Origin of the sequence: Saccharothrix sp. NRRL B-16348 (assembly GCF_001280085.1) — a bacterium.
Taxonomy (GTDB): Bacteria; Actinomycetota; Actinomycetes; order Mycobacteriales; family Pseudonocardiaceae; genus Actinosynnema.
Map to the genome: position 1 here is coordinate 17,671 of NZ_LGED01000206.1, position 25,009 is coordinate 42,679.

General features: G+C 72.5%; 25 protein-coding genes. 12 read left to right on the forward strand and 13 right to left on the reverse strand.

Annotation, left to right across the window (positions count from 1 at the left end; all coding sequences use genetic code 11):
• Positions 1-20: 20 nt before the first annotated feature.
• Positions 21-950, forward strand: coding sequence for a sensor histidine kinase (locus tag ADK67_RS24100; protein WP_053718765.1), 930 nt, complete (start codon positions 21-23; stop codon positions 948-950).
• 195 nt (positions 951-1,145) lie between these two features.
• Here the strand turns inward: ADK67_RS24100 and ADK67_RS24105 are convergent, their stop codons facing one another.
• A complete protein-coding gene (locus tag ADK67_RS24105; protein ID WP_053718766.1) occupies positions 1,146-1,634 on the reverse strand; it encodes a hypothetical protein in 489 nt (162 codons plus the stop codon).
• A gap of 201 nt (positions 1,635-1,835) precedes the next feature.
• On the opposite strand from ADK67_RS24105, the gene ADK67_RS24110 reads away from it, so the two are divergent.
• The 3 genes from ADK67_RS24110 (at position 1,836) to ADK67_RS24120 (ending at position 4,208) form a co-directional block, all read left to right on the forward strand.
• Positions 1,836-2,567 (forward strand): lysophospholipid acyltransferase family protein, encoded by a 732-nt coding sequence (locus tag ADK67_RS24110; RefSeq protein ID WP_053718767.1) that lies wholly within the window; start codon positions 1,836-1,838, stop codon positions 2,565-2,567.
• A gap of 22 nt (positions 2,568-2,589) precedes the next feature.
• Positions 2,590-3,102 carry a polyadenylate-specific 3'-exoribonuclease AS gene (locus ADK67_RS24115; RefSeq protein WP_053718768.1) on the forward strand — a complete coding sequence of 171 codons (513 nt, stop codon included), beginning with the start codon at positions 2,590-2,592 and terminating at the stop codon, positions 3,100-3,102.
• Positions 3,103-3,182: 80 nt separating this feature from the next.
• Positions 3,183-4,208, forward strand: a complete 1,026-nt coding sequence (locus ADK67_RS24120) for a 6-phosphofructokinase (RefSeq protein ID WP_053718769.1) — start codon at positions 3,183-3,185, stop codon at positions 4,206-4,208.
• Between the two features lie 65 nt (positions 4,209-4,273).
• On the opposite strand, the gene ADK67_RS24125 is transcribed toward ADK67_RS24120, so the two are convergent.
• Positions 4,274-4,630, reverse strand: a complete 357-nt coding sequence (locus ADK67_RS24125) for a cupin domain-containing protein (protein WP_053718869.1) — start codon at positions 4,628-4,630, stop codon at positions 4,274-4,276.
• A gap of 22 nt (positions 4,631-4,652) precedes the next feature.
• Positions 4,653-4,901, reverse strand: a complete 249-nt coding sequence (locus ADK67_RS24130) for a DUF4242 domain-containing protein (RefSeq protein ID WP_157620795.1) — start codon at positions 4,899-4,901, stop codon at positions 4,653-4,655.
• Between the two features lie 101 nt (positions 4,902-5,002).
• Between ADK67_RS24130 and ADK67_RS24135 the strand changes: the two genes are divergently transcribed.
• Positions 5,003-6,718 (forward strand): AfsR/SARP family transcriptional regulator, encoded by a 1,716-nt coding sequence (locus ADK67_RS24135; protein WP_053718770.1) that lies wholly within the window; start codon positions 5,003-5,005, stop codon positions 6,716-6,718.
• Here ADK67_RS24135 and ADK67_RS24140 read toward each other — a convergent pair.
• Complete coding sequence (locus ADK67_RS24140; protein ID WP_053718871.1) at positions 6,705-7,724, reverse strand: DUF2891 domain-containing protein; 1,020 nt, start codon at positions 7,722-7,724, stop codon at positions 6,705-6,707. The genes ADK67_RS24135 and ADK67_RS24140 overlap by 14 nt on opposite strands.
• Positions 7,725-7,787: 63 nt before the next feature.
• On the opposite strand from ADK67_RS24140, the gene ADK67_RS24145 reads away from it, so the two are divergent.
• Positions 7,788-9,176 (forward strand): class II 3-deoxy-7-phosphoheptulonate synthase, encoded by a 1,389-nt coding sequence (locus tag ADK67_RS24145; RefSeq protein WP_053718771.1) that lies wholly within the window; start codon positions 7,788-7,790, stop codon positions 9,174-9,176.
• 67 nt (positions 9,177-9,243) lie between these two features.
• On the opposite strand, the gene ADK67_RS24150 is transcribed toward ADK67_RS24145, so the two are convergent.
• Positions 9,244-11,304 carry a Stk1 family PASTA domain-containing Ser/Thr kinase gene (locus ADK67_RS24150; protein WP_063797711.1) on the reverse strand — a complete coding sequence of 687 codons (2,061 nt, stop codon included), beginning with the start codon at positions 11,302-11,304 and terminating at the stop codon, positions 9,244-9,246.
• Positions 11,305-11,489: 185 nt separating this feature from the next.
• On the opposite strand from ADK67_RS24150, the gene ADK67_RS24155 reads away from it, so the two are divergent.
• Positions 11,490-11,855, forward strand: coding sequence for an Rv2175c family DNA-binding protein (locus ADK67_RS24155; protein ID WP_197289594.1), 366 nt, complete (start codon positions 11,490-11,492; stop codon positions 11,853-11,855).
• Positions 11,856-11,953: 98 nt separating this feature from the next.
• Here the strand turns inward: ADK67_RS24155 and ADK67_RS24160 are convergent, their stop codons facing one another.
• From ADK67_RS24160 to ADK67_RS24170, 3 genes are all read right to left on the reverse strand, one after another.
• Positions 11,954-12,841: a phytoene/squalene synthase family protein gene (locus tag ADK67_RS24160; protein WP_053718772.1), complete on the reverse strand. Its 888-nt coding sequence runs from the start codon at positions 12,839-12,841 to the stop codon at positions 11,954-11,956.
• 166 nt (positions 12,842-13,007) lie between these two features.
• Positions 13,008-14,501 (reverse strand): phytoene desaturase family protein, encoded by a 1,494-nt coding sequence (gene crtI / locus ADK67_RS24165; RefSeq protein WP_053718773.1) that lies wholly within the window; start codon positions 14,499-14,501, stop codon positions 13,008-13,010.
• A 2-nt stretch (positions 14,502-14,503) separates the two neighbouring features.
• The gene (locus ADK67_RS24170) at positions 14,504-15,571 is read right to left on the reverse strand and encodes a polyprenyl synthetase family protein (RefSeq protein ID WP_053718774.1); all 1,068 of its coding nucleotides are present in this window, start codon (positions 15,569-15,571) and stop codon (positions 14,504-14,506) included.
• A 105-nt stretch (positions 15,572-15,676) separates the two neighbouring features.
• On the opposite strand from ADK67_RS24170, the gene ADK67_RS24175 reads away from it, so the two are divergent.
• Positions 15,677-16,564, forward strand: coding sequence for a methylenetetrahydrofolate reductase (locus tag ADK67_RS24175; RefSeq protein WP_053718775.1), 888 nt, complete (start codon positions 15,677-15,679; stop codon positions 16,562-16,564).
• Between the two features lie 154 nt (positions 16,565-16,718).
• On the opposite strand, the gene ADK67_RS24180 is transcribed toward ADK67_RS24175, so the two are convergent.
• Positions 16,719-17,369, reverse strand: coding sequence for a DUF3153 domain-containing protein (locus tag ADK67_RS24180; RefSeq protein WP_053718776.1), 651 nt, complete (start codon positions 17,367-17,369; stop codon positions 16,719-16,721).
• Positions 17,370-17,474: 105 nt separating this feature from the next.
• On the opposite strand from ADK67_RS24180, the gene ADK67_RS24185 reads away from it, so the two are divergent.
• Both ADK67_RS24185 and ADK67_RS24190 read left to right on the forward strand, forming a co-directional pair.
• A complete protein-coding gene (locus tag ADK67_RS24185) occupies positions 17,475-19,154 on the forward strand; it encodes a DUF885 domain-containing protein (protein ID WP_053718777.1) in 1,680 nt (559 codons plus the stop codon).
• Positions 19,155-19,238: 84 nt separating this feature from the next.
• Positions 19,239-19,865, forward strand: coding sequence for a DUF4148 domain-containing protein (locus tag ADK67_RS24190; protein WP_053718778.1), 627 nt, complete (start codon positions 19,239-19,241; stop codon positions 19,863-19,865).
• 36 nt (positions 19,866-19,901) lie between these two features.
• Here ADK67_RS24190 and ADK67_RS24195 read toward each other — a convergent pair whose 3' ends face one another.
• Positions 19,902-20,462 carry a GNAT family N-acetyltransferase gene (locus tag ADK67_RS24195; RefSeq protein ID WP_053718779.1) on the reverse strand — a complete coding sequence of 187 codons (561 nt, stop codon included), beginning with the start codon at positions 20,460-20,462 and terminating at the stop codon, positions 19,902-19,904.
• Positions 20,459-20,959 (reverse strand): YbaK/EbsC family protein, encoded by a 501-nt coding sequence (locus ADK67_RS24200; RefSeq protein ID WP_053718780.1) that lies wholly within the window; start codon positions 20,957-20,959, stop codon positions 20,459-20,461. The genes ADK67_RS24195 and ADK67_RS24200 overlap by 4 nt, the downstream gene beginning before the upstream one ends.
• 182 nt (positions 20,960-21,141) lie before the next feature.
• Between ADK67_RS24200 and ADK67_RS24205 the strand changes: the two genes are divergently transcribed.
• Both ADK67_RS24205 and ADK67_RS24210 read left to right on the forward strand, forming a co-directional pair.
• Positions 21,142-21,555, forward strand: a complete 414-nt coding sequence (locus tag ADK67_RS24205) for an SAV_6107 family HEPN domain-containing protein (protein ID WP_053718781.1) — start codon at positions 21,142-21,144, stop codon at positions 21,553-21,555.
• Positions 21,552-22,316: a maleylpyruvate isomerase family mycothiol-dependent enzyme gene (locus ADK67_RS24210; protein WP_053718782.1), complete on the forward strand. Its 765-nt coding sequence runs from the start codon at positions 21,552-21,554 to the stop codon at positions 22,314-22,316. The genes ADK67_RS24205 and ADK67_RS24210 overlap by 4 nt, the downstream gene beginning before the upstream one ends.
• Before the next feature lie 54 nt (positions 22,317-22,370).
• Here the strand turns inward: ADK67_RS24210 and ADK67_RS24215 are convergent, their stop codons facing one another.
• Together ADK67_RS24215 and ADK67_RS24220 are read right to left on the reverse strand one after the other, a co-directional pair.
• On the reverse strand, positions 22,371-23,315 hold the full coding sequence (locus ADK67_RS24215) for an RCC1 domain-containing protein (protein WP_053718783.1): 945 nt from the start codon (positions 23,313-23,315) through the stop codon (positions 22,371-22,373).
• 106 nt (positions 23,316-23,421) lie between these two features.
• Positions 23,422-24,996, reverse strand: coding sequence for an alkaline phosphatase D family protein (locus tag ADK67_RS24220; RefSeq protein WP_053718784.1), 1,575 nt, complete (start codon positions 24,994-24,996; stop codon positions 23,422-23,424).
• Positions 24,997-25,009: the final 13 nt, after the last annotated feature.

The window sequence follows — 25,009 nt, forward strand, 5'->3', positions numbered from 1 at the left end:
GTCGACCCCGTGGTGCGCCGATGAGGACCGGTGCGGCGAGCGGGCACGTCGGCTACTTCCACGAGACCGCGTTCTACGGCAGCGACGACGACTACCGATCGGTCGTCGTGCCGTTCGTGGACGAGGGCGTGGCGGCGCGCGAGCCGGTGCTCGTGGCGTGCCGCCCGGCCAACGAGCGGCTGATCCGGGACGCGGTGGCCGACCCGTGCGGCGTCGTGTTCCTGCCTGCCGACCAGTACGCCCGGCCGACCGAGGCGATCCTGGCCTACCGGAAGCTGTTCGAGCGGTACGCGGGCGCGGCGCAGATCCGGGTGGTGGGCGACGTGCCGCACCCCGGCGTCGGCGCGTCGTGGGACTGGTGGTCGCGGTACGAGGCGGCGGTGAACGAGGTCTTCGCCGACTACCCGCTGTGGGGCCTGTGCCCGTACGACCTGCGGACCACGCCGGCGCGGGTGCTGGCGGACGTGGCGCGCACCCACCCGCGGGTGGCCGGGACGGACGGTTCCCACCTGCCGAACCCGGGCTACCGGTCGTCGTGGACGCTGCCGCCCGCCGGGCCGACGGCGTTCGAGGCGGGGCGGCCGCTGGTCGAGCTGACCGACCCGACGCCCGCGGACGCGCGACGTGCGGTGACCACGGCGTGCGCCGCGACCCGGCTGAGCCGCGACGAGGTGGACGACCTCGTGTACGCGGCGAGTGAGGCGGTGACCAACGCGCAGTCGCACGGCAGACCGCCCGTGCGGCTGCGGGCGTGGGCGGGGCCGACGCACGTGCTGGTGGCCGTGACGGATCGGGGCGACGGGCCGCGTTCGCCTCTCGCCGGCCTGGTCCCGACCGACCGCACCACGACAGCGGGCGTGGGCCTGTGGCTGACGCACCGCACGTGCCGCGACGTGACCATGAGCCGCGACCCCGAGGGCTACACCATCCGCCTGACCGCCGGCCCCTGACCTCCCGCGTGTCGAACCCTCAGACCGCGCGTGTCCTACGTTCGCGTCACGCGTGTCCTACGTTCAGAACACGCGAGTTGAACGCTCAGAACAAGATCGACTGTTCTGAGCGTTGAACTCGGGGTACGCGAACGTAGGACACGCGCGTTCTGAACGTGGGACACGCGGGGCCTGAGGGTTCGACACGCGGGAGGGTTAGAGGACGGCGCCGTCGTCCCAGCCCGAGTCAGGTGGCTGGGAGTTGCGCATGCGCAGGATCAGCCAGCCGGCGCCCGAGCACATCACGATCAGGGCCAGCGGGGTGCCGATCGCGCCCGTCAGGCCGAACAGGCCCGGGAAGAGCAGCAGGACCACGCCGAGGACGATCAGCAGCAGCGCGGCGATCGTGCCCGGCCGCAACGCGGGCAGCGGCGGCGGCTCCGGCGGCACGTAGTGGTCGTTCGGGTCGTCCGAGTCGGTGTCCGAGTCCGGGTACGCGTCGGGGTCGTCGTCGGCCGTGGCCACGGCGGGCTGGCCCTCGGGCCGCATCGACCGCGCCGGCTCGGCCTCGTCGCCGTCGTCCGGTTCGACCTCGTCGGTGAAGGCCTGTTTGCCCACGCCTTCGCGTTCCAGACCCGCCACGATCTCGGCGAAGGTCGCGTCGACGTCCTCCGGGCCGTCGGTCGAGTCGCGTCGGGAGTTCATCGGCGTGCTCCAGCCCTCCGGGTCGTGAAGGCCAATCCTCTGCCAGGTTCCATCGTCCCACGAGCCCGTTGTGTTGCGGATTACGGCAGCCGGTGGACCTAGGGACCGTACCGCCTCGGCGTGGGTGTTCGTTGTGTGTTTCGTCGCCGGCTCCGTAGGCTGGCGTCGGGGATCAAGCACGTCGAGGAGGCGCTCGCCGCGGTGCTGTACTGGTTGATGAAACACATCTTTCTCGGGCCGCTCCTGAAGCTGTTCTTCCGACCCCGGATCATCGAGGGCGCGGAGAACATCCCCAAGGAGGGCGGCGCCATCCTGGCGAGCAACCACCTCGCGGTCTCCGACTCGTTCTTCCTCCCGCTGAAGCTGTCGCGCCGGGTCACCTTCCCGGCCAAGATCGAGTACTTCACCGGCAAGGGTCTCAAGGGCCGGTTCCAGCGCTGGTTCTTCTACGGCGTCGGCCAGGTGCCGATCGACCGGTCCAGCGCGTCGGCCGCCCAGGGCGCGCTCGACACCGGCGTCCGGATCGTGCGCGAGGGCAAGCTGCTCGGCATCTACCCCGAGGGCACGCGGTCGCCCGACGGCCGCCTCTACAAGGGCAAGGTCGGCGTGGCGTGGATCGCGCTGGAGTCCGGCGCGCCGGTCATCCCGATCGCGATGTTCGGCACCGACAAGGCCAACCCCATCGGCTCGCGGATGTGGAAGCCGTACCCGATCCGGATCAAGATCGGCAAGCCGTTGGACTTCTCCCGCTACGAGGGCCTGTCCGGCGACCGGTTCGTGCTGCGGTCCATCACCGACGAGATCATGTACGCCCTGATGGAGCTGTCCGGCCAGGAGTACGTCGACGTCTACGCGGCCAAGGCCAAGGAGACGCAGGGTGCCGAGAAGCCGGCGAAGGCGGTCGATCGGCTGCCCGAGACGAAGGCGGGCTGATCGGCACCCCTAGGCTGGCGGGGTGCGGTTCTTCTACGACTGTGAGTTCATCGAGGACGGGGTCACCATCGACCTCGTCTCCATCGGAGTGGTCGACGAGGAAGGCCGCGAGTTCTACGCCGTGTCCACCGAGTTCGACCCGGCCAAGGCCGGACCGTGGGTGCGCGCCAACGTGCTCAACCAGCTGCCGCCGCCCGCCGACCGGGCGTGGCGCAGCCGGGAGCGGATCCGCGCCGACCTCCTCGACTTCTTCGGCGGGCCCAAGGCCAACCGGGACGACATCGAGCTGTGGGCGTGGTTCGCCGCCTACGACCACGTGGCGTTGGCGCAGCTCTGGGGCCCGATGCCGGCCCTGCCGCGCTGCCTGCCCCGGTTCACCCGCGACCTGCGCCAGCGCTGGGAGGACGTGGGCAAACCCCGGTTGCCGCAGGCCCCCGCGGACGCGCACGACGCGTTGGCCGACGCCAGGCACAACCTCGCGCGCTGGAAGGTGATCGAGTCGGAGCGGCTGCGCAAGGGTTTCACGGTCCGGTAGGTGGACCCTCGCTTGCTGCACCGATCCAGGGCGTGTCAGGCTTGGGTGACCCACGCCACGAGAAGAGATTGGCTAAGCAAATGCGCATTGGTGTGCTCACCGGCGGTGGCGACTGCCCCGGCCTCAACGCGGTCATCCGCGGTGTGGCCCGCAAGGGCATCGAGGCCCACGGCTGGGAGATCGTGGGGTTCCGGAACGGGTGGCAGGGACCGGTCGAGAACCTGACCAAGCCGATCGGGCTCGATGACGTCGAGGACATCCTCACCAGGGGCGGCACCATCCTCGGCTCGTCGCGCACCAACCCGTACAAGATCGACGGCGGTGTCGACCGGATCCGCGAGACCCTCGCCGCGAACAAGGTCGACGCGCTGATCGCGATCGGCGGCGAGGACACCCTCGGCGTCGCCAAGCGGCTGACCGACGACGGCATCGGCGTCGTCGGCGTCCCGAAGACCATCGACAACGACCTGGGCGCGACCGACTACACGTTCGGCTTCGACACCGCCGTGCACATCGCCACCGAGGCGATCGACCGGCTGCGCACGACGGCCGAGTCGCACCACCGGGCGCTGGTGGTCGAGGTCATGGGCCGTCACGCGGGCTGGATCGCGCTGCACTCCGGCCTGGCCGGCGGCGCGAACGTGATCCTGGTGCCGGAGCGCGAGTTCAGCGTCGACAAGGTGGTCGAGTGGGTGGAGCGGCGCTTCGAGCGCCAGTTCGCCCCGATCATCGTGGTTGCCGAGGGCGCGATGCCCGAGGGCGGCGCCGAGGTGCTGCACTCCGGCGAGAAGGACGCGTTCGGCCACGTCCGGCTGGGCGGCATCGGCACCTGGCTGGCCGAGGAGATCTCCGAGCGGACCGGCAAGGAGTCCCGCGCGGTCGTGCTGGGCCACGTCCAGCGCGGCGGCATCCCCACCGCCTACGACCGCGTGCTCGCCACCCGGTTCGGCCTGCACGCGGTGGACGCGGTCGCCGAGGGCGACTTCGGCGTCATGGTCGCGCTGCGCGGCACGGACATCGTCCGGGTGAAGCTGGCCGAGGCGACGGCGGAGCTGAAGACCGTTCCGCTGGAGCGCTACCAGGAGGCCGAGGTCTTCTTCGGCTGAGCCGACCACCAGCGACGAGCGCCCTCGGACCACGTGTCCGGGGGCGCTTTCGGCTTCGCCGAGACCTACTTCTTGGCGTAGTCCCGCAGGCCGGTGAAGTCGACCATCACGCACGGCTCGTCGCCGACGACCCACGCGTCGTGGCCGGGCTCGACCATCACCGCTTCGCCCGGCCCGGCCTCGCCTTCGGCGCCGTCGTCCATGACGACGTGGATCCGACCGGACAGGACGTACCCGGTGTGGGAGGCCTGGCACGAGTCGGTGCCCGCGATGGGGCTCACGTCCCGCGACCACTTCCAGCCCGGCTCGAACTCGGCTCTGCCCACCGTCGTGTCACCGACGGTGACCAGGTCGATGTGACCGTGCGGGAACTCCCGCACCTCTTCCGGCTCCGTGAAGCTCTTCGACGCCAGCACAGACATCTTCGTCACCTCTCGTCGTTTCTCAGCCCTGGACCACGGGGTAGATCTCGTCGGCCACGAGGCCGTGCGCCTCGCGGTGGACCCGGTGCGCCGTCTCCGCGTCCGGCGCGTCCACCAGGCAGAACACCTTCCCGTCCTTCTCGTCGACCCAGTAGTTGAGGTACCGGACGCCGTACTGGTCCTGGGTGCGGAGATCCGCCGCGTGGGCCTCGGCCACGTCACCCGGACCGGCGCCCTCGGGCAGGTGGTTGTGCACGTCCATGAACAACATGGGGTCCTCCCGACTGGCAGTGGATCGGGACACGCTAGGCGGCGCGGCGTTCCCAAACCGTTCCCACGGCGGTCCTGCCGGACCGGACGTAGGGTGCCGCCATGCCGGCCACCTGCCAGGTGCGCGTGCTGGGCAGGTTCACCGTCGCCGTCGACGGCAGGCCCGTCCCCGGTGACGTGTGGCGCAACCGGCGCGCGGCCGACGTGGTGAAGCTGCTCGCCGTGGCGTCCGACCACCGGCTGCACCGCGAGCAGGTGATGGACCGGCTGTGGCCCGACCTGCCCGCCGACGCGGCCGGGGCGAACCTGCGCAAGGCGGTGTACTACGCACGCCGCGCGCTGGGGTGCGCCGACGCCGTCCGCTGCGAGGGGCGGCTGCTGACGTTGTGGCCCGACGGCGTCCTCGACGTGGACCTGGACCGGTTCGAGCGGGCCGCCGACGCCGCGTTGGCCTCGGGCGACCCGGGCCAGTGCGCGCTCGCCGCCGCCGAGTACCGCGGTGGCCTGCTCGTCGACGACCGCTACGAGTGCTGGGTCGCGGAGCCGCACGAGAAGGTCGAGGGCCGGTACGTCGCGCTGCTGAGGGCCGCCGGCGACTGGGAGCGGCTGCTGGAGCTGGACGAGACCGACGAGCAGGCGCACCGCGCGGTGATGCGCGGGCACCTGGCCGCGGGTCGCCGCCGTGAGGCGCTGCGCCAGTTCGAACGGCTGCGCCGCACCCTGCGGGAGCGGATCGGGGTCGGGCCGGACGCGGAGACCGTCGCGCTGTACGAGTCGGCGCTCACCCTGGACGCGGCCGAGCCGCCGTCACCGGCCCAACGCGCGGCGGTCGCGCTGGCCAACGGCCTGGTCGCGTTCGGGCGCCGTCGCCTCGCCGAAGCCGAACGGCTGGCCCGGCAGGCGCGGGTGCTGGCGCTGGACGCCGACCTCGGGCACGAACTGGGCGAGGCCTCGACCCTGCTCGCCCTCGTCGCGCACGCCCGCGGCACGTGGCACCGGCTGTTCCGCGAGGAGTTCGCCGACTCGGTGCGGCACCCGCCGCGGCCCGAGGTCTACGACGCGCACCTGTGCTTCCAGGAGTTCTACCTGTACGGGCCGGAGGGGCACGACGGCGCGGAGTCGTTCGGCCGCGACCTGCTCGACATCGCGTCACGGGCGGGGTCCGCGGCGGGCCGGGCGTTGGCCTGCCTGCTGCTGGGCGAGTTCGCGCTGCTGTCCGGGCGCCTCGACGCCGCGGTGGCCACCCTGGGCGAGTCGCTGGCCGAGGCGGAACGCGCGGGCTGCGTGTCCGCCCGGTCCCTGGCGCTGGAACGGCGGGCGGAGGCCGAGACCCGCCGCGGCGACCGTGCCGCGGCCCGCGCCGACCTCGACGAGGCGCTGCCGCTGGCCCGCTCGTCACGCATCCCGTCGCACCTGGTCATCCGGGTGCACGGGGTCCGCGTGCTCGCCGCGGGCACCCTCGGCGGCGCGCTCGGCGCGATCCGCGAGGCGGAACGGTGGCTCACCGAGGCTCCGCACGTGTGCGACCCGTGCTCGATGGGGTTCCGGATCGCGGCGGCGACGGCGTGCGCGAACGCGGGCAGCCCGAGCCGGGCCCGGCCGCACCTGGCGGAGGCGGAGCGGATCAGCGGCCTCTGGCAGGGCGGCCCGTGGACGGCGGCGCTGTGGGAGGTGCGCGCCGAGGTCCGGCGCGCGGAGGGACAGTGCACGCAGGCGGCGGCGTTGTTCCTGGAGGCGGCCGAGCGGTTCGCGGCGATGCGCCGACCGCTGGAGGAGACCAGGTGCCGGGCCGCCGCGGCGTCCCTCAGCGGTCCGTGAACGCGCCGACGTCCAGGTAGGCGGCGAACGTGCCCAGCCAGTGCTCGGCGTAGTAGCCGTGCCCGAACACGAGGCCCAGCCCGGTCTCCCGGTGCGCCTCGGCCGACGTGCGGGCCAGGTCGGCGTACCGGTGGTCGTCGGGCAGCGCGTCGGCGACGGCCCGCCACTGCCACGCCCGCGACAGCGCCAGCCCGATCAGGTGCGAGCCGTACGCGTCACCCGGGTCGTCCACCGGCACGGGCTCGCGCAGCACCTTCCAGCGCGAGTCCTCCAGGTGCGGCAGGAACGCCTCGAACCACGCGGTGAACTCGTCGGCGGGCAGCACCCGCCGCACCAGGTCCGCCTCGGTCAACGCGGGCGAGAGGAAGTCCGCGGCGTCCGGCTCGAACCCGCCGTAGCCGACGTCCTCGCGGTGCCACCGCAACGCCGCCTCGACGCACGCCGAGGCCAACTCCTCGTCACCCACCGCACGTGCCGCGTCCAGCACGAGCCCGGTCGCGAACGCCGTGTTGCCGTGCGTGCCGGTCCGCACCGGCAGCCGCGCGCCGGCCACCTTGGCGAGATACCGGTCACGCAGCACCGCGCTCAACGGCCGCAGCGCCGCCGCCCACGGCGAGTCCCAGGTGCGCAGCTCCGCGTCGAGCACCAGCAGCCACGCCCACCCGTAGGGGCGCTCCCAGAACCCGCCGCCGGGTCCGTCGAAGAACGCCGCCTCGACCTCCGCGTGCTCGACGGTGATCAGCGAGTCCAGCACGCGCCGGGCCTCCGCCGCACCCTCGACCTCGGGGCGGAGGCGCAGCAGCCGGACCGCCAACCAGGTCTGATGCACGCACGAGTGCCAGTCGAACGACCCGGCGAAGATCGGGTGCAGCACGCGCAGCGGCACCAGGTCGGCCTCGGAGGAGACGACGTGCGACCAGTGCGCCGGGTAGTCCCGCCGGACGTTCTCCACCGCGGTCGACAGCAGCCTGGTCGCCGTGTTGTCATCCAATCGGGTGTCCGACATGGTCCACATAATGCACAGGTGGACCCGCGTCCGTCTCTCCATGTGGACAGCTATCTTTAACGTGTGAACTGGACCGTGGACGTGCCCGTGGACACGCTTCCCGAGCTTCCGCCCCTCCCGCCCGAGCTGCGCGACCGGCTCGACGACGCGCTGGGCCGGCCTGCCGCCCAGCAGCCGGAGTGGCCGGACGCCGAGCAGGTGCGCCGGGTGCGCGCCGTGCTGGAGAGCGTGCCGCCGATCACCGTGCCGGCCGAGATCGACCGGCTGCGCGACAACCTGGCCGAGGTCGCCCGCGGCGAGGCGTTTCTGCTGCAGGGCGGCGACTGCGCGGAGACGTTCGCGGACAACACCGAGCCGCACATCCGCGCGAACGTCCGGACCCTGCTCCAGATGGCCGTCGTGCTCACGTACGGCGCGAGCCTGCCCGTCGTGAAGATCGGCCGCATCGCGGGCCAGTACGCCAAGCCGCGCTCGTCGGGCATCGACGCGCTCGGCCTGCCGTCCTACCGCGGCGACATCGTCAACTCGCTGGTCGCCACGCCCGAGGCGCGCGTGCCGGACCCGTCCCGGATGATCCGCGCCTACGCCAACGCGGGCGCGGCGATGAACCTGCTGCGCGCCATGACCACCGCGGGCATGGCCGACCTGCACCGGCTGCACGACTGGAACAAGGACTTCGTCCGCCAGTCGCCCGCCGGCGAGCGGTACGAGGCGCTGGCCGGCGAGATCGACCGCGGCCTGCGGTTCATGTCGGCGTGCGGCGTGCAGGACACGTCGCTGCACACGACCGAGATCTTCGCCTCGCACGAGGCGCTGCTGCTGGACTACGAGCGGGCCCTGCTGCGCCTGGACACGAACGGTGACCAGCCGCGGCTGTACGACCTGTCGTCGCACTTCCTGTGGATCGGCGAGCGGACCAGGCAGCTGGACGGCGCGCACATCGCGTTCGCCGAGCTGCTGTCCAACCCGATCGGGTTGAAGATCGGCCCGTCGACCACGCCGGAGATGGCCGTCGAGTACGTCGAGCGGCTCGACCCGCACAACCAGCCCGGCAGGCTGACGCTGATCAGCCGCATGGGCAACGGCAAGGTGCGCGACGTGCTCGGGCCGATCGTGGAGAAGGTCACCGCCTCCGGCCACCAGGTCATCTGGCAGTGCGACCCGATGCACGGCAACACGCACGAGGCGTCCACCGGCTACAAGACCCGGCACTTCGACCGGATCGTGGACGAGGTGCAGGGCTTCTTCGAGGTGCACCGGCGCCTGGGCACCCACCCCGGCGGCATCCACATCGAGCTGACCGGCGAGGACGTCACCGAGTGCCTGGGCGGCGCGCAGGAGATCTCCGACCTGGACCTGGCCGGCCGCTACGAGACCGCCTGCGACCCGCGGCTGAACACGCAGCAGTCGCTGGAGCTGGCGTTCCTGGTCGCGGAGATGCTGCGGAGCTAGCTCGCACGCCGACCGACTGCGGCCCTCGACTCCACGCGAGTCGGGGGCCGCAGCCGTTCCCGCAGATCTACACAGCGATGATCGTGACCTTTGTGTCCTTCGGGACGCGTTCGCCGGCCCGCGGCGACTGGTTGACCACCCGTGCCCGGTCGCGGTCGTTGAACTGGACGTCGACCTTGAGGCCCGCCTCCTCGAGGATCTTCTTCGCCTCCTTGACCGACTTGCCCTCGACCTGCGGCACGGTCACCGTGTCGGCCGACAGCACGACGGTCACCCGCCGGTTGTTCGGCGGCAGGTTCGTGCCCGCCGGCGGGTCGGTGCGGATGACCCGGCCGCCGTCGACCTTGTCGGAGAACTCCGTCGGCCCCTCGACCGGCTCGAACCCGGCCGCGCTCAGCTCGGCGAACGCCTCGTCCTTCGTCTTGCCCGTGACGCTGGGCACCGGCTTGGGCTCCGAGCCCTTGCTCAGCACGATCGTCACGGTCGAGCCGATCGGCACCGGCGTGCCGGGCGCGGGCTTCAGCGTCACCACCTTGCCCTTGGGCACGCGGTCGCTGAACGCGTCCTCGGCGGGGTTGAGCTGGGACTTCAGCCCGACCGACGTGATCTCCTGCTCGGCCGCGGCCACCTCGACGCCCGCGTTGACCTGCGGCACCACCGGCCTGCCCGCGGACACCACGAGCCGCACCAGGTCACCCTGGTTGGCCTTCGTCCCGGCGGGCGGGTCGGTGCTGATCACCTGCCCGCTCGGCACGGTGTCGCTGTTCTCCCGGCGCACCGTCTTCTTCAGCGACGCCTCGTCCAGCAGCGCGGTGGCGGCGGCCTCGTCCTGGCCGACGAGGTTCGGCACGGTGGCGACCCGGCCGACGACCAGCCACCAGCTCGTGATGCCGATGACGATCGCGGCCACCACGACCACGCTGAGCCACGTGATGAACTGCCGCTTGCTGCGCGCCCGCATCTCCTCGTAAAGCTGCTCGGGCGTCTTCTTCTTCGGCGGTCTCTTGGGACGGGGCCGGCCCGCCGGTGGCGTCGCCGCGGCCGGCTTGGGCTCGGCCGGCGCGAGCAGCTCGGCCCGGGGGATCGCCCTGGTGCCCTGCGGACCGGCCGCCGGCGGCACGAGGGGGTTCGGCCGGTGCACCGGCACGGTCGGGTCGGCGAACGGCGCGCCCGCGCCCACCCGCACCGGCTCCACCCGCACCGTCTGCTCGGCCGGGCTGACCGGCGCGGGCACGTGCTCGGTGGCCTCTTCCGGGAGCTGCGCCGCGGTGGGCACCGGCACGTCCACGGTGGCGATGCCGAGCGCCGCCCGCGCGGTCTCCACCTCGGACAGGAACGACTCGGCGTCCGCGGGCCGCAGGAACGGCTCCTTGCGGGTCGCCCGGCGCACCAGCTCCGCCACCTCGGCGGGCACGTCCGGCACCGGCGGCACGTCGTCGTTCACGTGCCGGTAGGCCACGGAGATGGCGTTGTCGCCCACGTACGGCGGCGTGCCGGTCAGCATCTCGTACAGCAGCACGCCCGCCGAGTACACGTCGCTGCGCGCGTCCGTGGTGCCCGTGGTGACCTGTTCGGGTGACAGGTAGGCGACTGTGCCCAGGATCATGGTGTCGCTGGTCACGCCCGCCGTGGAGACCGCCCGGACGAGGCCGAAATCGGCGACCTTCACCGTGCCGTTGGGCCCGATGAGCACGTTCTCCGGCTTCACGTCCCGGTGCACGAGGTCGGCCCGGTGGGCGGCGGCCAGCGGCGACAGGACCTTCTCGATGACGGTGAGCGCCAGCGGCACGTCCAGCTTGTGGCGCGCGTTGAGCAGGTCGCGCAGCGTGCCGCCCTCGACCAGCTCCATGACCAGGTAGACCCGGTCCTCGTCCACGCCCTGGTCGTGGACCTGCACCACGCCCGGGTGGTGCAGCTTCGCCGCGGCCCGCGCCTCGCGCTCGAACCGCGCCACGAACTGCGGGTCGGCGGAGAACCGGGGATCCATGACCTTGATGGCCACGGTCCGCTCCAAGCGGGTGTCCACACCGCGGTACACGGTGGACATGCCGCCCCGCGCGACCAGGGTTCCCACCCGGTAGCGTTGTTCGAGCAGCCCGCCGATCACGTTCGTCGCCGACCTTTCCACAGCCGTGGATCGTACGGTGGGTGGTGCCGACCGATCGCTGTGCGCTGGAGCATCCCACGCGTGCTTGTGGGATCCGCGTCAAAGTGACGTGAAACAGGGGGTAGCGACAAGCCGACCCCCGGGTGTACGGCCACCACCCGGTTGGCGCAGGGCGTCGTTCACGTCGTTGTGGCATCGTGACGCAGGTGAGTGCGATTCCTGCCGCTGCGGATGTGCTGGCTCCCGACCTGGAGGTCCTGCCCCTCCCCGAGGTCGCCGAGCGTCTTGACCTGCCGATCAACCGAGTCCACCAGTTGCTGCGCGACGGTCAACTGATCGCCGAGCGCCGCAACGGCGTCCTCGTCGTCCCCGAGCAGTTCCTTGCCGCGGGAGGCGTGGTGAAGGGCCTGCCCGGCACCATCACGGTGCTGCGCGATTCCGGCTTCTCGACCGAGGAGATCCTCCGGTGGCTGTTCACCGAGGACGAGACCCTGCCCGGCACGCCCATCGAGGCGTTGCGCGGCGACCGCGGCCGTGAGGTGAAGCGGCGGGCACAGGCCTTGGGTTTCTGACCAGCACCACCGCGCCACCCCAGACGACCGACCACGTCCGGGCGGCTGCCAGCCGCCCGGACGTCGTGCTCCACCGCACGTCGGCGAGCCGCTCCGGCCTAGCGCCCGGTGACCCTCGCCACCAGCGCCCGCGCGAACCCGGGCACGGCCACCGCGAGCCGCCGCCGGTTCGGCACTACCACCCGCCGGTCCAGCACCTGGTAGTCGGCCGCCGCGATCTCGTCCAGGATCTCCCGGTACAGCGTCAACGCGGTCCGCACGCACGGCCGCGACACGGGCCGCAGCAGCGGCACACCCGCGTCGGCCTCCCGGTACTCGGCCAACGTGCGCGCGACCAGGTGCCCCATCACCCTCCGCACCCGCTGGTCGGCCTTCCCGGTCCGCCGGCACCACACCAGCAGCTCCCGGTCCACGCCGTACGCCGCCAGCACGTCCTGCGGCAGGTACACGCGGCCCCGGTCGAGGTCTTCGCCGACGTCGCGCAGGAAGTTCGTGAGCTGGAACGCCCGCCCGAGCGCGGCGGCGGACGGCTCGGCCTCCGCGCGCGGCACCACCGTCCCGAACACCGGCAGCAGCTGCAGCCCGATGACCGCCGCCGAGCCGTGCATGTACCGCTCCAGCGCCGGGAAGTCCGGGTAGGACGTGACGGTGAGGTCCATCCGCATGGACGCCATGAAGTCGGTGAACAACGCCGGGTCGATCGAGTAGCGGCGCACGGTGTCCACCAGCGCGACGAGCACCGGGTGGCCCGTCGGACGTCCCGCCAGCTCGTCGACGAGCTGCGCTTCCAGCAGCTTCAGGTCACCGGCCGGGTCGGTCGAGTCGCCGCTGTCCACGATCTCGTCGGCCCAACGCGCGAAGCCGTACAGGGCGTGCACGGCGGGCCGCTGCGCGGGCGTGAGCAGGCGGGTGGCGAGGAAGAACGTGCGGCCGTGCCGGGCGTTCAGCTCGCGGCAGCGGGCGTACGCCGCGGCCAGGTCGGTCACGCGTGCCTGCCGCGCGGCCGGTCCGCCACCCGGGCAGCCGACGACCGCACCGGCTCGACAGGTGCGGCGCTCGATCGGGGGAAGGACGTGGTCACGGCCATCGCGAACATCGTCGCACAACGCCACACGTGACGGGCTCGTCACCCGAGCGAGTGAGCGTGTGGGGTCAGCGCCGGGTGTGCGCCCGCCGTGCCTGCGCGGGTCGCCGCGACCTCGCGCCCGCCGACCCCGTGATCCGCTGGGCGGCCAGCCTGCCCGAGATCAGCACCGGCGGCACGCCGACGCCCGGCGTGGTGCCGCAGCCCGCCAGCACGGCGTTGTCCAGCACCAGGTTGCGCGGCCGGAACGGCCCGGTCTGGGCGAACGTGTGCGCGGCCGAGAACGGGGTGCCCGCGGCCAGGCCCATCGCGGCCCAGTCCGCCGGCGTGACCAGGCGCTCGACCTCGATCGCGTCGCCGAACCCGGTGAGCCCGCGCGCCTCCAGCACGCCGACCAGCTCGTCGCGGTAGGCCGGGCCGACGCGCTCCCAGTCGATCGGGCCGGCGCGCAGGTTCGGCGCGGGCGCCAGCACGAACATCCCCTGCCCGGGCGGGGCCGTGACCAGCAGCGACGGGTCGCTCATCAACGTGCCCCGGCGGGTCAGCTCGTCGAACGTCCGGTCCCACTCCCGGCCGAAGAACAACGTGTGGTGCGCCAGCTCCGGCCACGTCCGGTCCACGCCCGCGTGCAGCACGACCGCCGACGGCGACCACGTGATCGGCAGGGGACGGCGCGGCCGGTGGCCGAGCAGGCGGTACGACATCGGCAGGTCCGGGGTGAGCACCACCGCGTCGCACGGGATGCGCTCGCCGTGCGTGGTGCGCACCGCGGTGACCCGGCCGCCGATGCGCTCCAGCCACGCCACCGGCGTCTGGAACCGCAGGTCGGCGCCCGCGTCCCGGGCCGCCGCCGCCAACGCGTCCGGCAGCGCCCGCATCCCGCCCTCGGGGTGGTGCACGCCCGCGATGGTGTCCATGTACGCGATGACGGCGTACGCGGCGAGGGCCTTGCGCGGCGGCACGCCCGCGTACAGCGACTGGAACGAGAACACCCGCTGCAACCGCTCGTCGCGCACGAACCGCGCCACCGACGGCCCGAGCCGGGAGAACCCGCGCAACGCGGCCAGCTTCGCCAGCGCGGGCGTGACCAGCGACAACGGCGAGTCGAAGTTCGACCCGATGAACTGCTCGCGCTCCACCCGGTACAGCTCGGTCAGCCAGCGGCGCAGCGCCCGGTACCCGGCGGCCTCGCGCGGACCGGCGAACCGGCGCACCTCGGCTTCCATCGCCTCGCCGTCGGAGTGCACGTCCAGCGTGCTGCCGTCGGCGAAGCGGGCCCGGTAGGCGGGGTGCACGGGCCGCAGGTCCAGCCGGTCGGCCAGCGAGTCGCCGACCGCGTTCAGCGCCTCGTCCACCAGCTCCGGCATGGTCAGCACGGTCGGCCCGGTGTCGAAGCGGTAGCCGCCCAGGTCCAGCCGGCCGGCCCGGCCGCCGGGCACGGCGTCGCGCTCGACCACGGTGACCCGGCGGCCCGCGCCGAGCAGGTGCAGCGCGGCGGACAGGCCCGCCAGCCCCGCGCCGACCACGACGACGTGGTCCGTCCGGCCGGTGACCGCGCGCATCGTCAGGAGGTCCGCTTCGTGGCGCTGATCGCCAGCTCCGCCAGCCGCTCACCGGCCGGCTCGGCGATCGGGGACCGGTCCAGCGCCCGCAGCGCGGACTCGGTCAGCTCGGCGATCCGCTCCTCGACCGCGTCCACCGCGCCGACCTCGCGCAGCCGCGCGCGCACCTCGTCCACCAGGGCCACGTCCAGGTCGGGCTTGCCCAGCGCCTCGTGCAGCACGTCCGCGCCGAACTCCATGCCCAGCGCGACCAGCAGCGTCCGCTTGCCCTCGCGCAGGTCGTCGCCCGCGGGTTTGCCGGTCACCGCCGGGTCGCCGAACACGCCGAGCAGGTCGTCGCGCAGCTGGAACGCCACGCCGATGTCCGTGCCGAACGAGCGCAGGCCGTCCACCAGTTCGGGTGAGGCGCCGCCGATCGCCGCGCCCATGTGCAGCGGCCGTTCCACGGTGTACGCGGCGGTCTTGAGCCGGTCGATGCGCAGCGCCGCGTCCGGCGAGGCGTCGCCGCGTGCCTGCGTGAGCACGTCGAGGTACTGGCCGGCCAGCATCTCGGTGCGCATGTCCCGCCACGGCAGGCTCAGCCGCTGGAGGGCGTCGGTGGGCAGGCCGGCGGCGAACAGCATGTCGTCCGCCCAGGCCAGCGCCACGTCCCCGATCAGCACGGACGCGGCCAGCCCGAACCGCTCGGGCTCGCCGAGCCAACCCTCGGCGCGGTGCTTGCGGGCGAACCGGACGTGCACGGTCGGCATGCCGCGGCGGGTCTCGGAGGCGTCCATCAGGTCGTCGTGCACCAGCGCGCACGCCTGGATCAGCTCCAGCGAGCTGACCGCGGTGAGCACGGCGTCGGCCAGCTCGCCGTCCGGGTCGCCGCCCGCCGCGCGCCAGCCCCACCAGGCGAACGTGGGCCGGATCCGCTTGCCGCCGCCGAGGACGAAGTCGGCCAGCGCGTCCACGGCGCCGGTGAAGTTCTCCTCCATGCGCTCACCCAGTGCCCGGCGGTCGGCGAGATACGCTGCCAACGCTTCGTCGACGTGCTTGGGCAGTTCGAGGTCCAACGGGTGGGGCGGCACCCGTCTATGGTCACCTCTGCGGCTTCGGGGTGCCCAACCGGGGGGCTCGTCCCATCCAGTGACAGCCTGCTTCCACGCCTCGGACGTACCTCTAGGCTGTGCGGCATGACGTCGGTGGTGGAACGCCTGCACGGGGAGTCGCCCGTGTTCTCCGTCGAGTTCTTCCCCCCGCGCGACGAGGCCGAGGAGACCATCCTCTGGCGCGCGATCCGCGAGCTGGAGGCGTTCGACCCGGCGTTCGTGTCCATCACCTACGGCGCGGGCGGCTCGCAGCGGGACCGCACGATCCGCACCACCGGCCGGGTGGCGCAGGAGACGACCCTGCTGCCGATGGCGCACCTCACGTTGGTGGACCACTCGGTGGCCGAGCTGCGCAACGTGATCGGCTGGTACGCGGCCGTCGGCGTGCGCAACATCCTCGCCGTGCGCGGCGACCCTCCCGGCGACCCGAACGGCGAGTGGGTGGCGCACCCGGAGGGCCTGACCTACGCCGAGGAGCTGGTCCGGCTGTGCCGTGAGCTGGGCGACTTCTGCGTGGGCGTGGCGGCGTCGCCGTACGGCCACCCGCGGTCGACGGACCTGGACTCCGACACCGAGTACCTGGTGCGCAAGCTGCGCGCCGGCGCCGACTTCGCGATCGCGCAGCTGTTCTTCGAGCCGGAGGACTTCCTGCGCCTGCGCGACCGGGTGGCCGCCCGTGGCTGCGACACCGTGCTGATCCCCGGCATCATGCCGTTGACGACGCCGCGGACGCTGGCCAAGACGGTGGAGCTGTCGGGCGCGTCCGTGCCGGACTGGATGGCACGCCGCCTCGACCCGCACGCCGACGACCCGGCGGGCTTCCGCGCGGCGGGCATCGACCTGGTGACCGAGATGGGGGAGCGGCTGCTCGCCGAGGGTGTGCCGTGCCTGCACTTCTACACGTTCAACCGGTCGAAGGCGACGCGCGAAATCGTCGGCCGCCTGGGCCTCGTCCCGGCCCGCGCTGCATAGAATTGCCCCTGCTCCGCAGATGGCGGGCGAGGTCGCCTGGAAGTCGACCGCTCGCGCCCTGATTTTCCGACGATCGAAAAGCGTGATCGCCGGAAAATGAGGACGCGAACGATCGACGCGACCTCGCGGGTGGCGTGACCGCGAAGACCGTGCCTCAGGTGACTTGGTGCCGGCGGTGGGCGACTAGGGCCAGGATCAGCACGATCAGTGCGGCGCCGCCGGTCAGGCCGGCGACCAGCAACGTCCAGCCCATGTACGACACCGAGTTCGCGCCCGCGTAGCGCACCGTCGCGTTCAACATCGAGGCCTGGCCGGGCTTCGGGGACCACGCGATGGTCGCGTTGTCCTCCTCTCGCCCGTTCGTGTCCACGATTTCACCCGGAAAGCTGATCTTCACCTGGATGTCGGCGCGTTCCGGCGGCACCTGCGTCAGGTCGACCGACCCCGACAACGTCACCAGGTCGCCGGACCGCCGGAACGTCAGCTGGTACCGGCTGGACGACGCGCTGGTCGCCAGCGACAGCGCGTGCACCTCGTCGAACGACAACCCGTTGAACGACAGCTGCGTGCCGACGTAGTCGTCCACCAGGTACGGCTTGGTGGTGACCCTGCTGGCCAGCTCGTTCGGCACCTTCAACTGCGGGCCGGGGTCGTTTTCCTTGGTCGGCGGCGTGGCGGCGGTGATCTCGCCGGACACGCGGTCGTCGGTGGACAACGCCATCGCGGCGTGCAGCCGGACGCACCCCGTCAGCGCGAACAGCGCGAAGAGGAAGACCGGCAGGAGGAGCGCGGAGGCCCTGGGCACCCGGTCATCCTGCCGGCCACGGTCAAAAGTTGACCGTCGGGACACGATCGTGAGCGTGGCTAATTACCTGTTGGAGGGACACGGCCCGCAGGTAACGTGCGGCTCATGTCACCCTCCTCCGCCGGCGTGCACGGCATCAGCAACCAGTTCGTGGCCGACTACGCGGCCGCGGACCCGTTGACCGCGACGTTCATCGGCAAGCCCGGCCACGACGACCGGCTCACCGACTACTCGCCGGAGGGGCACGCCGCCCGCAAGGAGCTGGCGATCAACGCGCTCGCCGCGATCAACGCGGCCGAGCCCGCGGACAAGTCGGAGGCCGACGCGAAGGCCGTGTTCCTGGAACGCGTGGGCCTCGAGGTCGAGCTGCACGAGGCCGGCCAGATGGAGGGGCACCTCAACGTCATCGCCAGCCCCGTGCAGTCGCTGCGCGAGGTGTTCGACCAGATGCCCACCGACACCGCCGACGACTGGGCCGTGATCGCCAAGCGGCTCACCGCCGTGCCGGACGCGGTGGCGAACCTGCGCGCGGGCCTGGCCTACGCCGCCGACAAGGGGCACGTGTCGGCGTTGCGGCAGGTCAGCAAGGTCGCCGACCAGTGCGACACGTGGGCGGGCCGCGCCGGCGGCAAGTCGTTCTTCGCGAACCTGATCGCCGACGCTCCTGCGGACGGCGCGCTGCGCACCGAGCTCGAAGCGGGCGCGAAGGCCGCCGCCGAGTCCTACGGCGACCTGGCCGCGTTCCTGCGCGCCGACCTCGCGCCCAAGGCGCCGAAGAAGGACGCCGTCGGCGAGGACGTCTACCGGCTCCAGTCCCGCTACTTCACCGGCTCCCGCCTCGACCTGGCCGAGGCCTACGCGTGGGGCTGGGAGGAGTTCACCCGCCTTGAGACCGAGATGAAGCAGGTCGCGAACCGGATCAAGCCGGGCGCCACCCTCGCCGAGGCCGCCGCCGCCCTGGACGCGAACCCGCGCTACCTGGTGCACGGCAAGGACGGCCTGCGGTCGTGGATGCAGGAGCTGTCGGACAAGGCGTTGCAGGACGTGCGCGGCGTGCACTTCGACCTGCCGGACGAGCTGATGAAGCTGGAGTGCCGCATCGCGCCGCCCGGCGGTGGCGTCGGCGCGTACTACAGCGGCCCCACGCCGGACTTCTCCCGTCCCGGCCGCATGTGGTGGTCCGTGCCGGACGACAAGGAGGAGTTCTCCACCTGGCGCGAGGTCTCGACCGTCTACCACGAGGGCGTGCCGGGTCACCACCTCCAGGTCGCCACCGCCGTCTACCAGGCGGAGACGCTGAACGAGTTCCAGCGGCTCCTGTGCTGGGTGTCGGGCCACGGCGAGGGCTGGGCGCTGTACGCGGAGCGGCTGATGCGCGAGCTCGGCTACCTGGAGGACGACGGCGACCTGCTGGGCATGCTCGACGCGCACCTGTTCCGCGCGGCCCGCGTGATCATCGACATCGGCATGCACCTGGAGCTGGAGATCCCGAAGGGCACCGGCTTCCACGAGGGCGAGCGGTGGACCCCGGACCTCGGTCTGGAGTTCATGCTCACCCGCACCATCACCGAGCCGGCGCACGTGCGCGACGAGATCGACCGCTACCTGGGCTGGCCCGGCCAGGCGCCGTCGTACAAGCTGGGCGAGCGGCTGTGGCTGGCGGCCCGCGACGACGCCCGCGCCCGGCACGGCGCCGCGTTCGACCTCAAGACGTTCCACCGGCAGGCCTTGGAGATGGGGGCCATGGGGCTGGACACTCTTCGTGAGCGGCTCACGGAACTCTGACCCGACCCGGTGACCTCGGCCTCACGCCGAGGTCACCGGAACTGGTGTTTGATGTTGTGGGCGAACCACCGTAGGGGGGATCTGATGACCGGACGTGCGAGGCGTGCCGCACTCGGCGTGGTGCTGGCCGGTGCGCTGCTGGCCGCCGGGTCACCCGCGGTGAGCCAGGCGCAACCGCTCGGTGACCAGGCCGAGTGGCGCGTCCGGCAGGAGATCGTCGACCACGCCCTGCGCCAGGTCGGCCAGCGCGAGGGCAGCGGCAACTACTACCCGCAGCAGTACCAGGTGGCGGGTCAGGGCGTGCTGCGCCCGGCGGAGTGGTGCGGCGTGTTCGTCAACTGGGCCTGGACGACCGCCGGCGTGCCGGACCGGCCGTCGATGCGCCCCGCGCCCGGCGCGTCCGTCCTGGACCAGGGCCACTGGGCGACGTACTGGCAGAAGTGGGGCAAGGCCAACGGCCGCTGGAAGGACATCTCCGAGCGGGACGTGGCGCCCGGTGACGCCGTCGTCTACGGCAACTACCCGGACATGCACGCGCACGTGGGCCTCGTGGTGGAGGTCAAGTACGACCGGACGGGCCTCAAGGCCACCCACGTCCGCACCGTCGAGGGCAACTTCGGCGAACGGGTCGTCTACTCGAAGCTGCGCAAGATCGAAGGCCTGAACGCGGGCCGGTACCTCCAGGCGTCCGGCTTCGTCTCGCCCTTCTAGCCACTGCCGGACCAGGCAGTGGTGGCGTGAACGACCTCAGGTGATCGGCAGGACCCGGCCCAGCACCGCGAACGGCCGGGGGTCGCCGGTGAACTGGTAGTGCCGCAGCACGTCCACGAACCCCACCCGCCGGTACAGGCGCCACGCCTTGCTCGGACCCTCCGGAGTGGACAGCAGCACCCGTGAGCTGGGCACGTCCTGCACCAGGTTCCGCAGCAACTGCTCGCCGACGCCCCGGCCCTGCGCCCGCGGCAGCACGTGCAGCTCGGTCAGCTCGAAGTAGTCGCGCATCCACTCCTCGACCGCCCTCGGCCCGGACACCATGGTCAACCCGTGCCGCACCTGCTCGTGCCACCACTGGCCGACCGAGCCGCGGTAGCCGTAGCCGATCCCGATCAGCTCGTCCCGCTCGCCCAACGCCACCACGCACCGCCACCCGTCGCGCAGCATGTGCGCCAACCACATGGGCGCGCGCTGCTCGGCCGTGCCGGGCGGGTAGTCCATCGCGCTGACGTAGAGCGCGAGCGCCTCGTCGAGCCGGGAGTTCAACTCCCGGGCGGACAACGTGACGACCCGCTGGGACGGCGCGGCGGTCACTGCGCCACCTCGGCGGGCGTGCCGCCGGTCAGGTCGAGCAGGCCCGCGTACGTCGTCGGGTACACCGCGTGCGGGTGCCCGGCGGCGGCCCACACCACCTCGTACCGCTCCAGCGCGACGTCCACGAACGTCTGGACCGGCGCCGGGTGCCCCACCGGGGAGACGCCGCCGATGACCTGGCCGGTGTGCTCGCGCACGAACGCGGGCGTGGCCCGTTCGATGGAGTCCGCGCCCGCCAGCGCGGCGAGCTTCGCGGTGTCCGCGCGGTGCGCGCCGGAGGTGAGCACGAGCAACGGCGCGGCGACGCCGTCGCGGACCGCGGCGAAGATCAGGCTGTTGGCGATCGCGCCGACCGGCACGCCCACCGCCTCGGCCGCCGCGGCGGCGGTGCGGACGGCGTCGGCCAACACGCGGATCCCGTTCGCCGCTTCGTGATGGCCCGCCTCGGACAGTGCGGCGGCCACCTTGCGGATGCCGGGGTGGTCGAGTGCGCTCACCTGTTCATAAGACCACGGGCGGTCGGCTTGAGGAGTTCCGGGCCGGCAGGATAGTCTGGTCTTGCTCGAACGTTTGTTCGAGCAATGCCTTGGTGGTGGGGCGGGGGAAGCGCCCCACCACCAAGTGCCGCCGTCTCCCCGCGGCGGTCGTCGCTGTCCCGACGCCGCGAGGAGGCCGCGAGATGACTCAGACCTTCCCCCGCCGCATTCCCCTCCCTCTGCCACCGGCGTCGGCGGTGACCCTGCTCCGACAGGCCCGCGAGTGCCTGGCCGAGGCCGAACGGGACCCGTCGCCGCCCACCCGCTTCGCCACGGCCTACCTGGCCGCGATGCGGGCCGCGGCGGCCGTGCTGGCGGCCAGGGGCCGACCCCACCGGGGCCGGGCCAAGCCGACCAGCGTGTGGGTCCTGCTGTCCTCCCTCGCGCCGGAGTTGCGCGAGTGGGCCGCGTTCTTCGCCGAGTGCTCGGCGACGCGCGCGGCCGTGCTGGCGGGCATCACGAGGCAGGTCACCCAGCGCGCAGCCGACGACCTGGTGCGCCAAGCGGCGCAGTTCACCGAGCTGGTCGACGAGATCATGTACGAGGACGGACTGTGAGCAGGGGACTGGTCGCCTACGACCGCCTGATCGACGTAGTGGAGGCCGAAGCCGAGCGCCTGGCGGCGTCGGCCGAGGGACAGCGCCCGGAACGCCAGGTGCCCGCGTGCCCCGGGCTCAACCTCGGGGAGACGGCGCGGCACGTGGGCAGCACGTACCGGATGGTGTCGACGTGGCTGAGGGAAGGCAGCCAACCCCTGGTGTGGCAACAGGACCCCGAGCCGGGGCAGCCGTTGCCGGAGTACGTGCGCGCGGGCGTGCGGCCGCTGGTGCGCGCGCTGCGCCCGCACGAGCCGGACGACCCGTGCGAGACGTGGTGGCCCGCCGAGCGCAACCACAACTTCTGGGCACGGCGGCTGGCGCACGAGTCGACCGTGCACCGGATGGACGTGCAGGCGGCGGCCGGGCTGCCGATCGACCCGGTGGACGACGACGTGGCCGAGGACGGCGTGGACGAGATCCTCACGCTGTGGCTGGGTCACCGGCTGGACATCCTCGGCGTGCGCGGCACGCGGGAGGGCACGGTGGCGATCCGCACGGGCGGGAAGGTGTGGCTGGCCACGACCGGACCCGACCCGGCGGTGGCGCGGATCGTGACCGAGGAGGAGGCGGCCACGGCCATCGGCGAGGTGACCGGCCCGCCGATGCAGGTGTACCGCTGGCTGTGGGGCCGGATCCCGGACCGCGACCTGCCGCCGACGACCGGTGACCACGACGCGATCGCCCAGCTGTGGGCGTTGCTGAGGCTGGCCACCAAGTAGCCGGCCACCGAGCAGGGGGTGCGCCCGCCACCGGCCGGGGCGGGCGCACCACCCTCAGCGCAGCACCAGGTTGTGGTAGTAGGCCGAGCTGATCTGCTTGATCCCGCCCTCGCGGACCGCGGCCGAGACGTCCATCTGGCCTTGGCCGTTGTAGTTCCAGACGATGACCTTGCCGTCCTTCAGGACCATGTTGTGGATCTGGCCGGCGGCGATGGCGGTGACGCCGGACTTCGCGATCGTGGGCACCGACGCCTGCTCGTACTCGTTCCAGCCCCAGGCGATCACCTCGCCGTTCTCCTTCAGCGCCAGGTTGTGCTGGGCGCCCGCGGCGATGGCGACGACACCGGACCGGGCGGCCTCCGGCACGTCGACCTGGCCGTACTTGTTCCAGCCCCAGGCGATGACCCCGCCGTTCTTGAGGGCCAGCGCGTGCCCGAGGCCCGCGGCGATCGCCGTGACGCCCGACGTGGCCTCCTTCGGCACGTCGAACTGGCCGAAGTTGATGCCGGGGCCACCCGACTCCCAACCCCAGACGAGCACCCCGCCGTCCTTGACGGCCAGGCTGAAGTGCTGGCCCGCGGCGATGGCGGTGACACCGGACGTCGCCTCCGCGGGCACCTGGACGAGCAGCGACCGACCCCAGGCGATCACCTGGCCGTCCTTGATCGCCAGGCTGTGATAGGTGCCGGCGGCGATCGCGTCGACCCCGTCCCACAACGCCAGCGGCACCCGGAGGTGATCGCCCTCCAGCGACCCGGGGTTGCTCCAGAGCAGGACCTTGCCGTCCTTGATCGCCAGGTTGTGCTTGAACCCGGCGGAGATGGCGGTGACCCCCGACCTGGCCTCGTCGGGGATGGGTACCTTCGCCACCGCGGCCGTGCCCCAGGTGAGGACCTCGCCGACGGGAGCGGGAGCGGCGGACGCGGGAGCCACGCCGACCGACGCGACCAGGGCGGCGGCCAGGATCGGCGCGCGCAGGCCGCGGACGAACTTGCTCAAGATGCTTCTCCAACCATGGGACTGCGGTGGTTCGCGCGCGTGCGACTCGAACGGCACACGCGCCCGGAGAAGCTACTGATGATCACCACACGGTCCGCACACAAACTCAGAGCGCCAGCGCGGTGACTTCCGCCAAGCCGTCGGTCCTGGCGGTCTCCAGGCGGAAGCGGGCGCGGCGGCCGTCGATCTCCAGCACGCCCACCGAGTTGCCGAAGTGCGGTCCGCTGAGCTTGTGCCACGCCACCGGGTCCGGCGAGATGCCGCGCCGGTCGGCCCACCACCGCAGCACGCGCGCGATCGGCTTCGACCACGCCAGCCGGAACGCGGGCCGGAACACCCACGGCGGCTCGTTGTGCACGGGCGAGCACACGAGCTGGTACACCTTCGCGTCCACCGACGAGGCGAACGTCGCCCGTGCCGCGTAGCTGTGGTGCACGTCCCCGGACAGCACGCACACCGTGCCGGGCGCGTCGTCCGACCGCGAGATCCGCTCCAGCAGCCGGGCCATCCGCTCGAACGACGCCCGGAACGCGGGCCAGTGCTCCAGGTCCCCGACCTGCCGCACCTTCTCCCCGACCCGGCCGCGCCAGCCCGGCAGCCCGGCCATCCGCTCGTTCAGCGACTGGAAGTGGCTCAACGCGTGCGGCATCAGCCACGGCAGCGACGAGCCGACCAGCAGGTGGTCGAAGTCGCCCCGGGCGTTCTCCTCGATCCAGTCGAACTCGCGGTCGCCCACCATCAGCCGTCGCGGCCCGGCCAGGATGCGCCCGCTGCGCGTGTCGATCACCAGCAGCCGCACCCGGCCGAAGTCGCGCCGGTAGCTCCACCGCGTCGACTTGCCGCCGTCGACCTCCCGGTCCGCCTGCTCGGCGAAGTCCTCCAGCAACGCCTGCACGTCACCGCCGGTGGACCGCACCTTGGCGTACAGCTCGTCGTCCGCCAGCTCACCCGGGCTGAGGTTGCCCAGGTGCTGGTAGACCCAGTACGACGCGAGGCCCGCCCGGATGCGCTCCGGCCACCAGCGCTTGGCCGCCATCTGCTCGCGCCACGTCCGCGAGGTGTTCCAGTCGTCGCGCACGTCGTGGTCGTCGAAGATCATCGAGGTCGGCACCACGGACATCAGCCAGCGGATCTCGGGATCGGCCCACGACTCGTGGTACAGCTCGGCGTACTCGCGGAACGACACCACCTCGCCCGCCGGCTCCGGTCTGCGCTCGGCCAGCCACCGCTTGACCCGCGGCGTCGGCTCGTCGGCGTAGACCTGGTCGCCGAGCAGCACCAGCGCCTCGGGCCACCGCTCCGGCGGCTCGTCCTTCATCCGCAACGCGTACGCGTCCAGCGCGTCCGGCCCGAGCTTGTCCGGCGTGCCCTCGCCCTTCGCCGCGCGGCACGACCCGAACAGCAGCCGCCGCACCGGCGTGGTCCGGATGGTCGGCGCCGGGAACGGCGAGTCCGGCCGCGGCCAGACCACGTCGCCGTCCAGCCGCACGTCGTAGGGCGTGGTCGTGCCCGGTTCGAGCCCTTCGACCACGACCAGGGCGAAGTGCTGCTCGCCGACCTGGAACGTCTCCGCGCGGCAGCCCGCGACGACGACCTCGCACGCCGCGTCCGTCTCCACCCACACCGTCGCCGACGTGGGGTCGACGTGCCGCAGCACCGGACCGAGAACCAGCTGAGCCATTGCGCAGACGTTA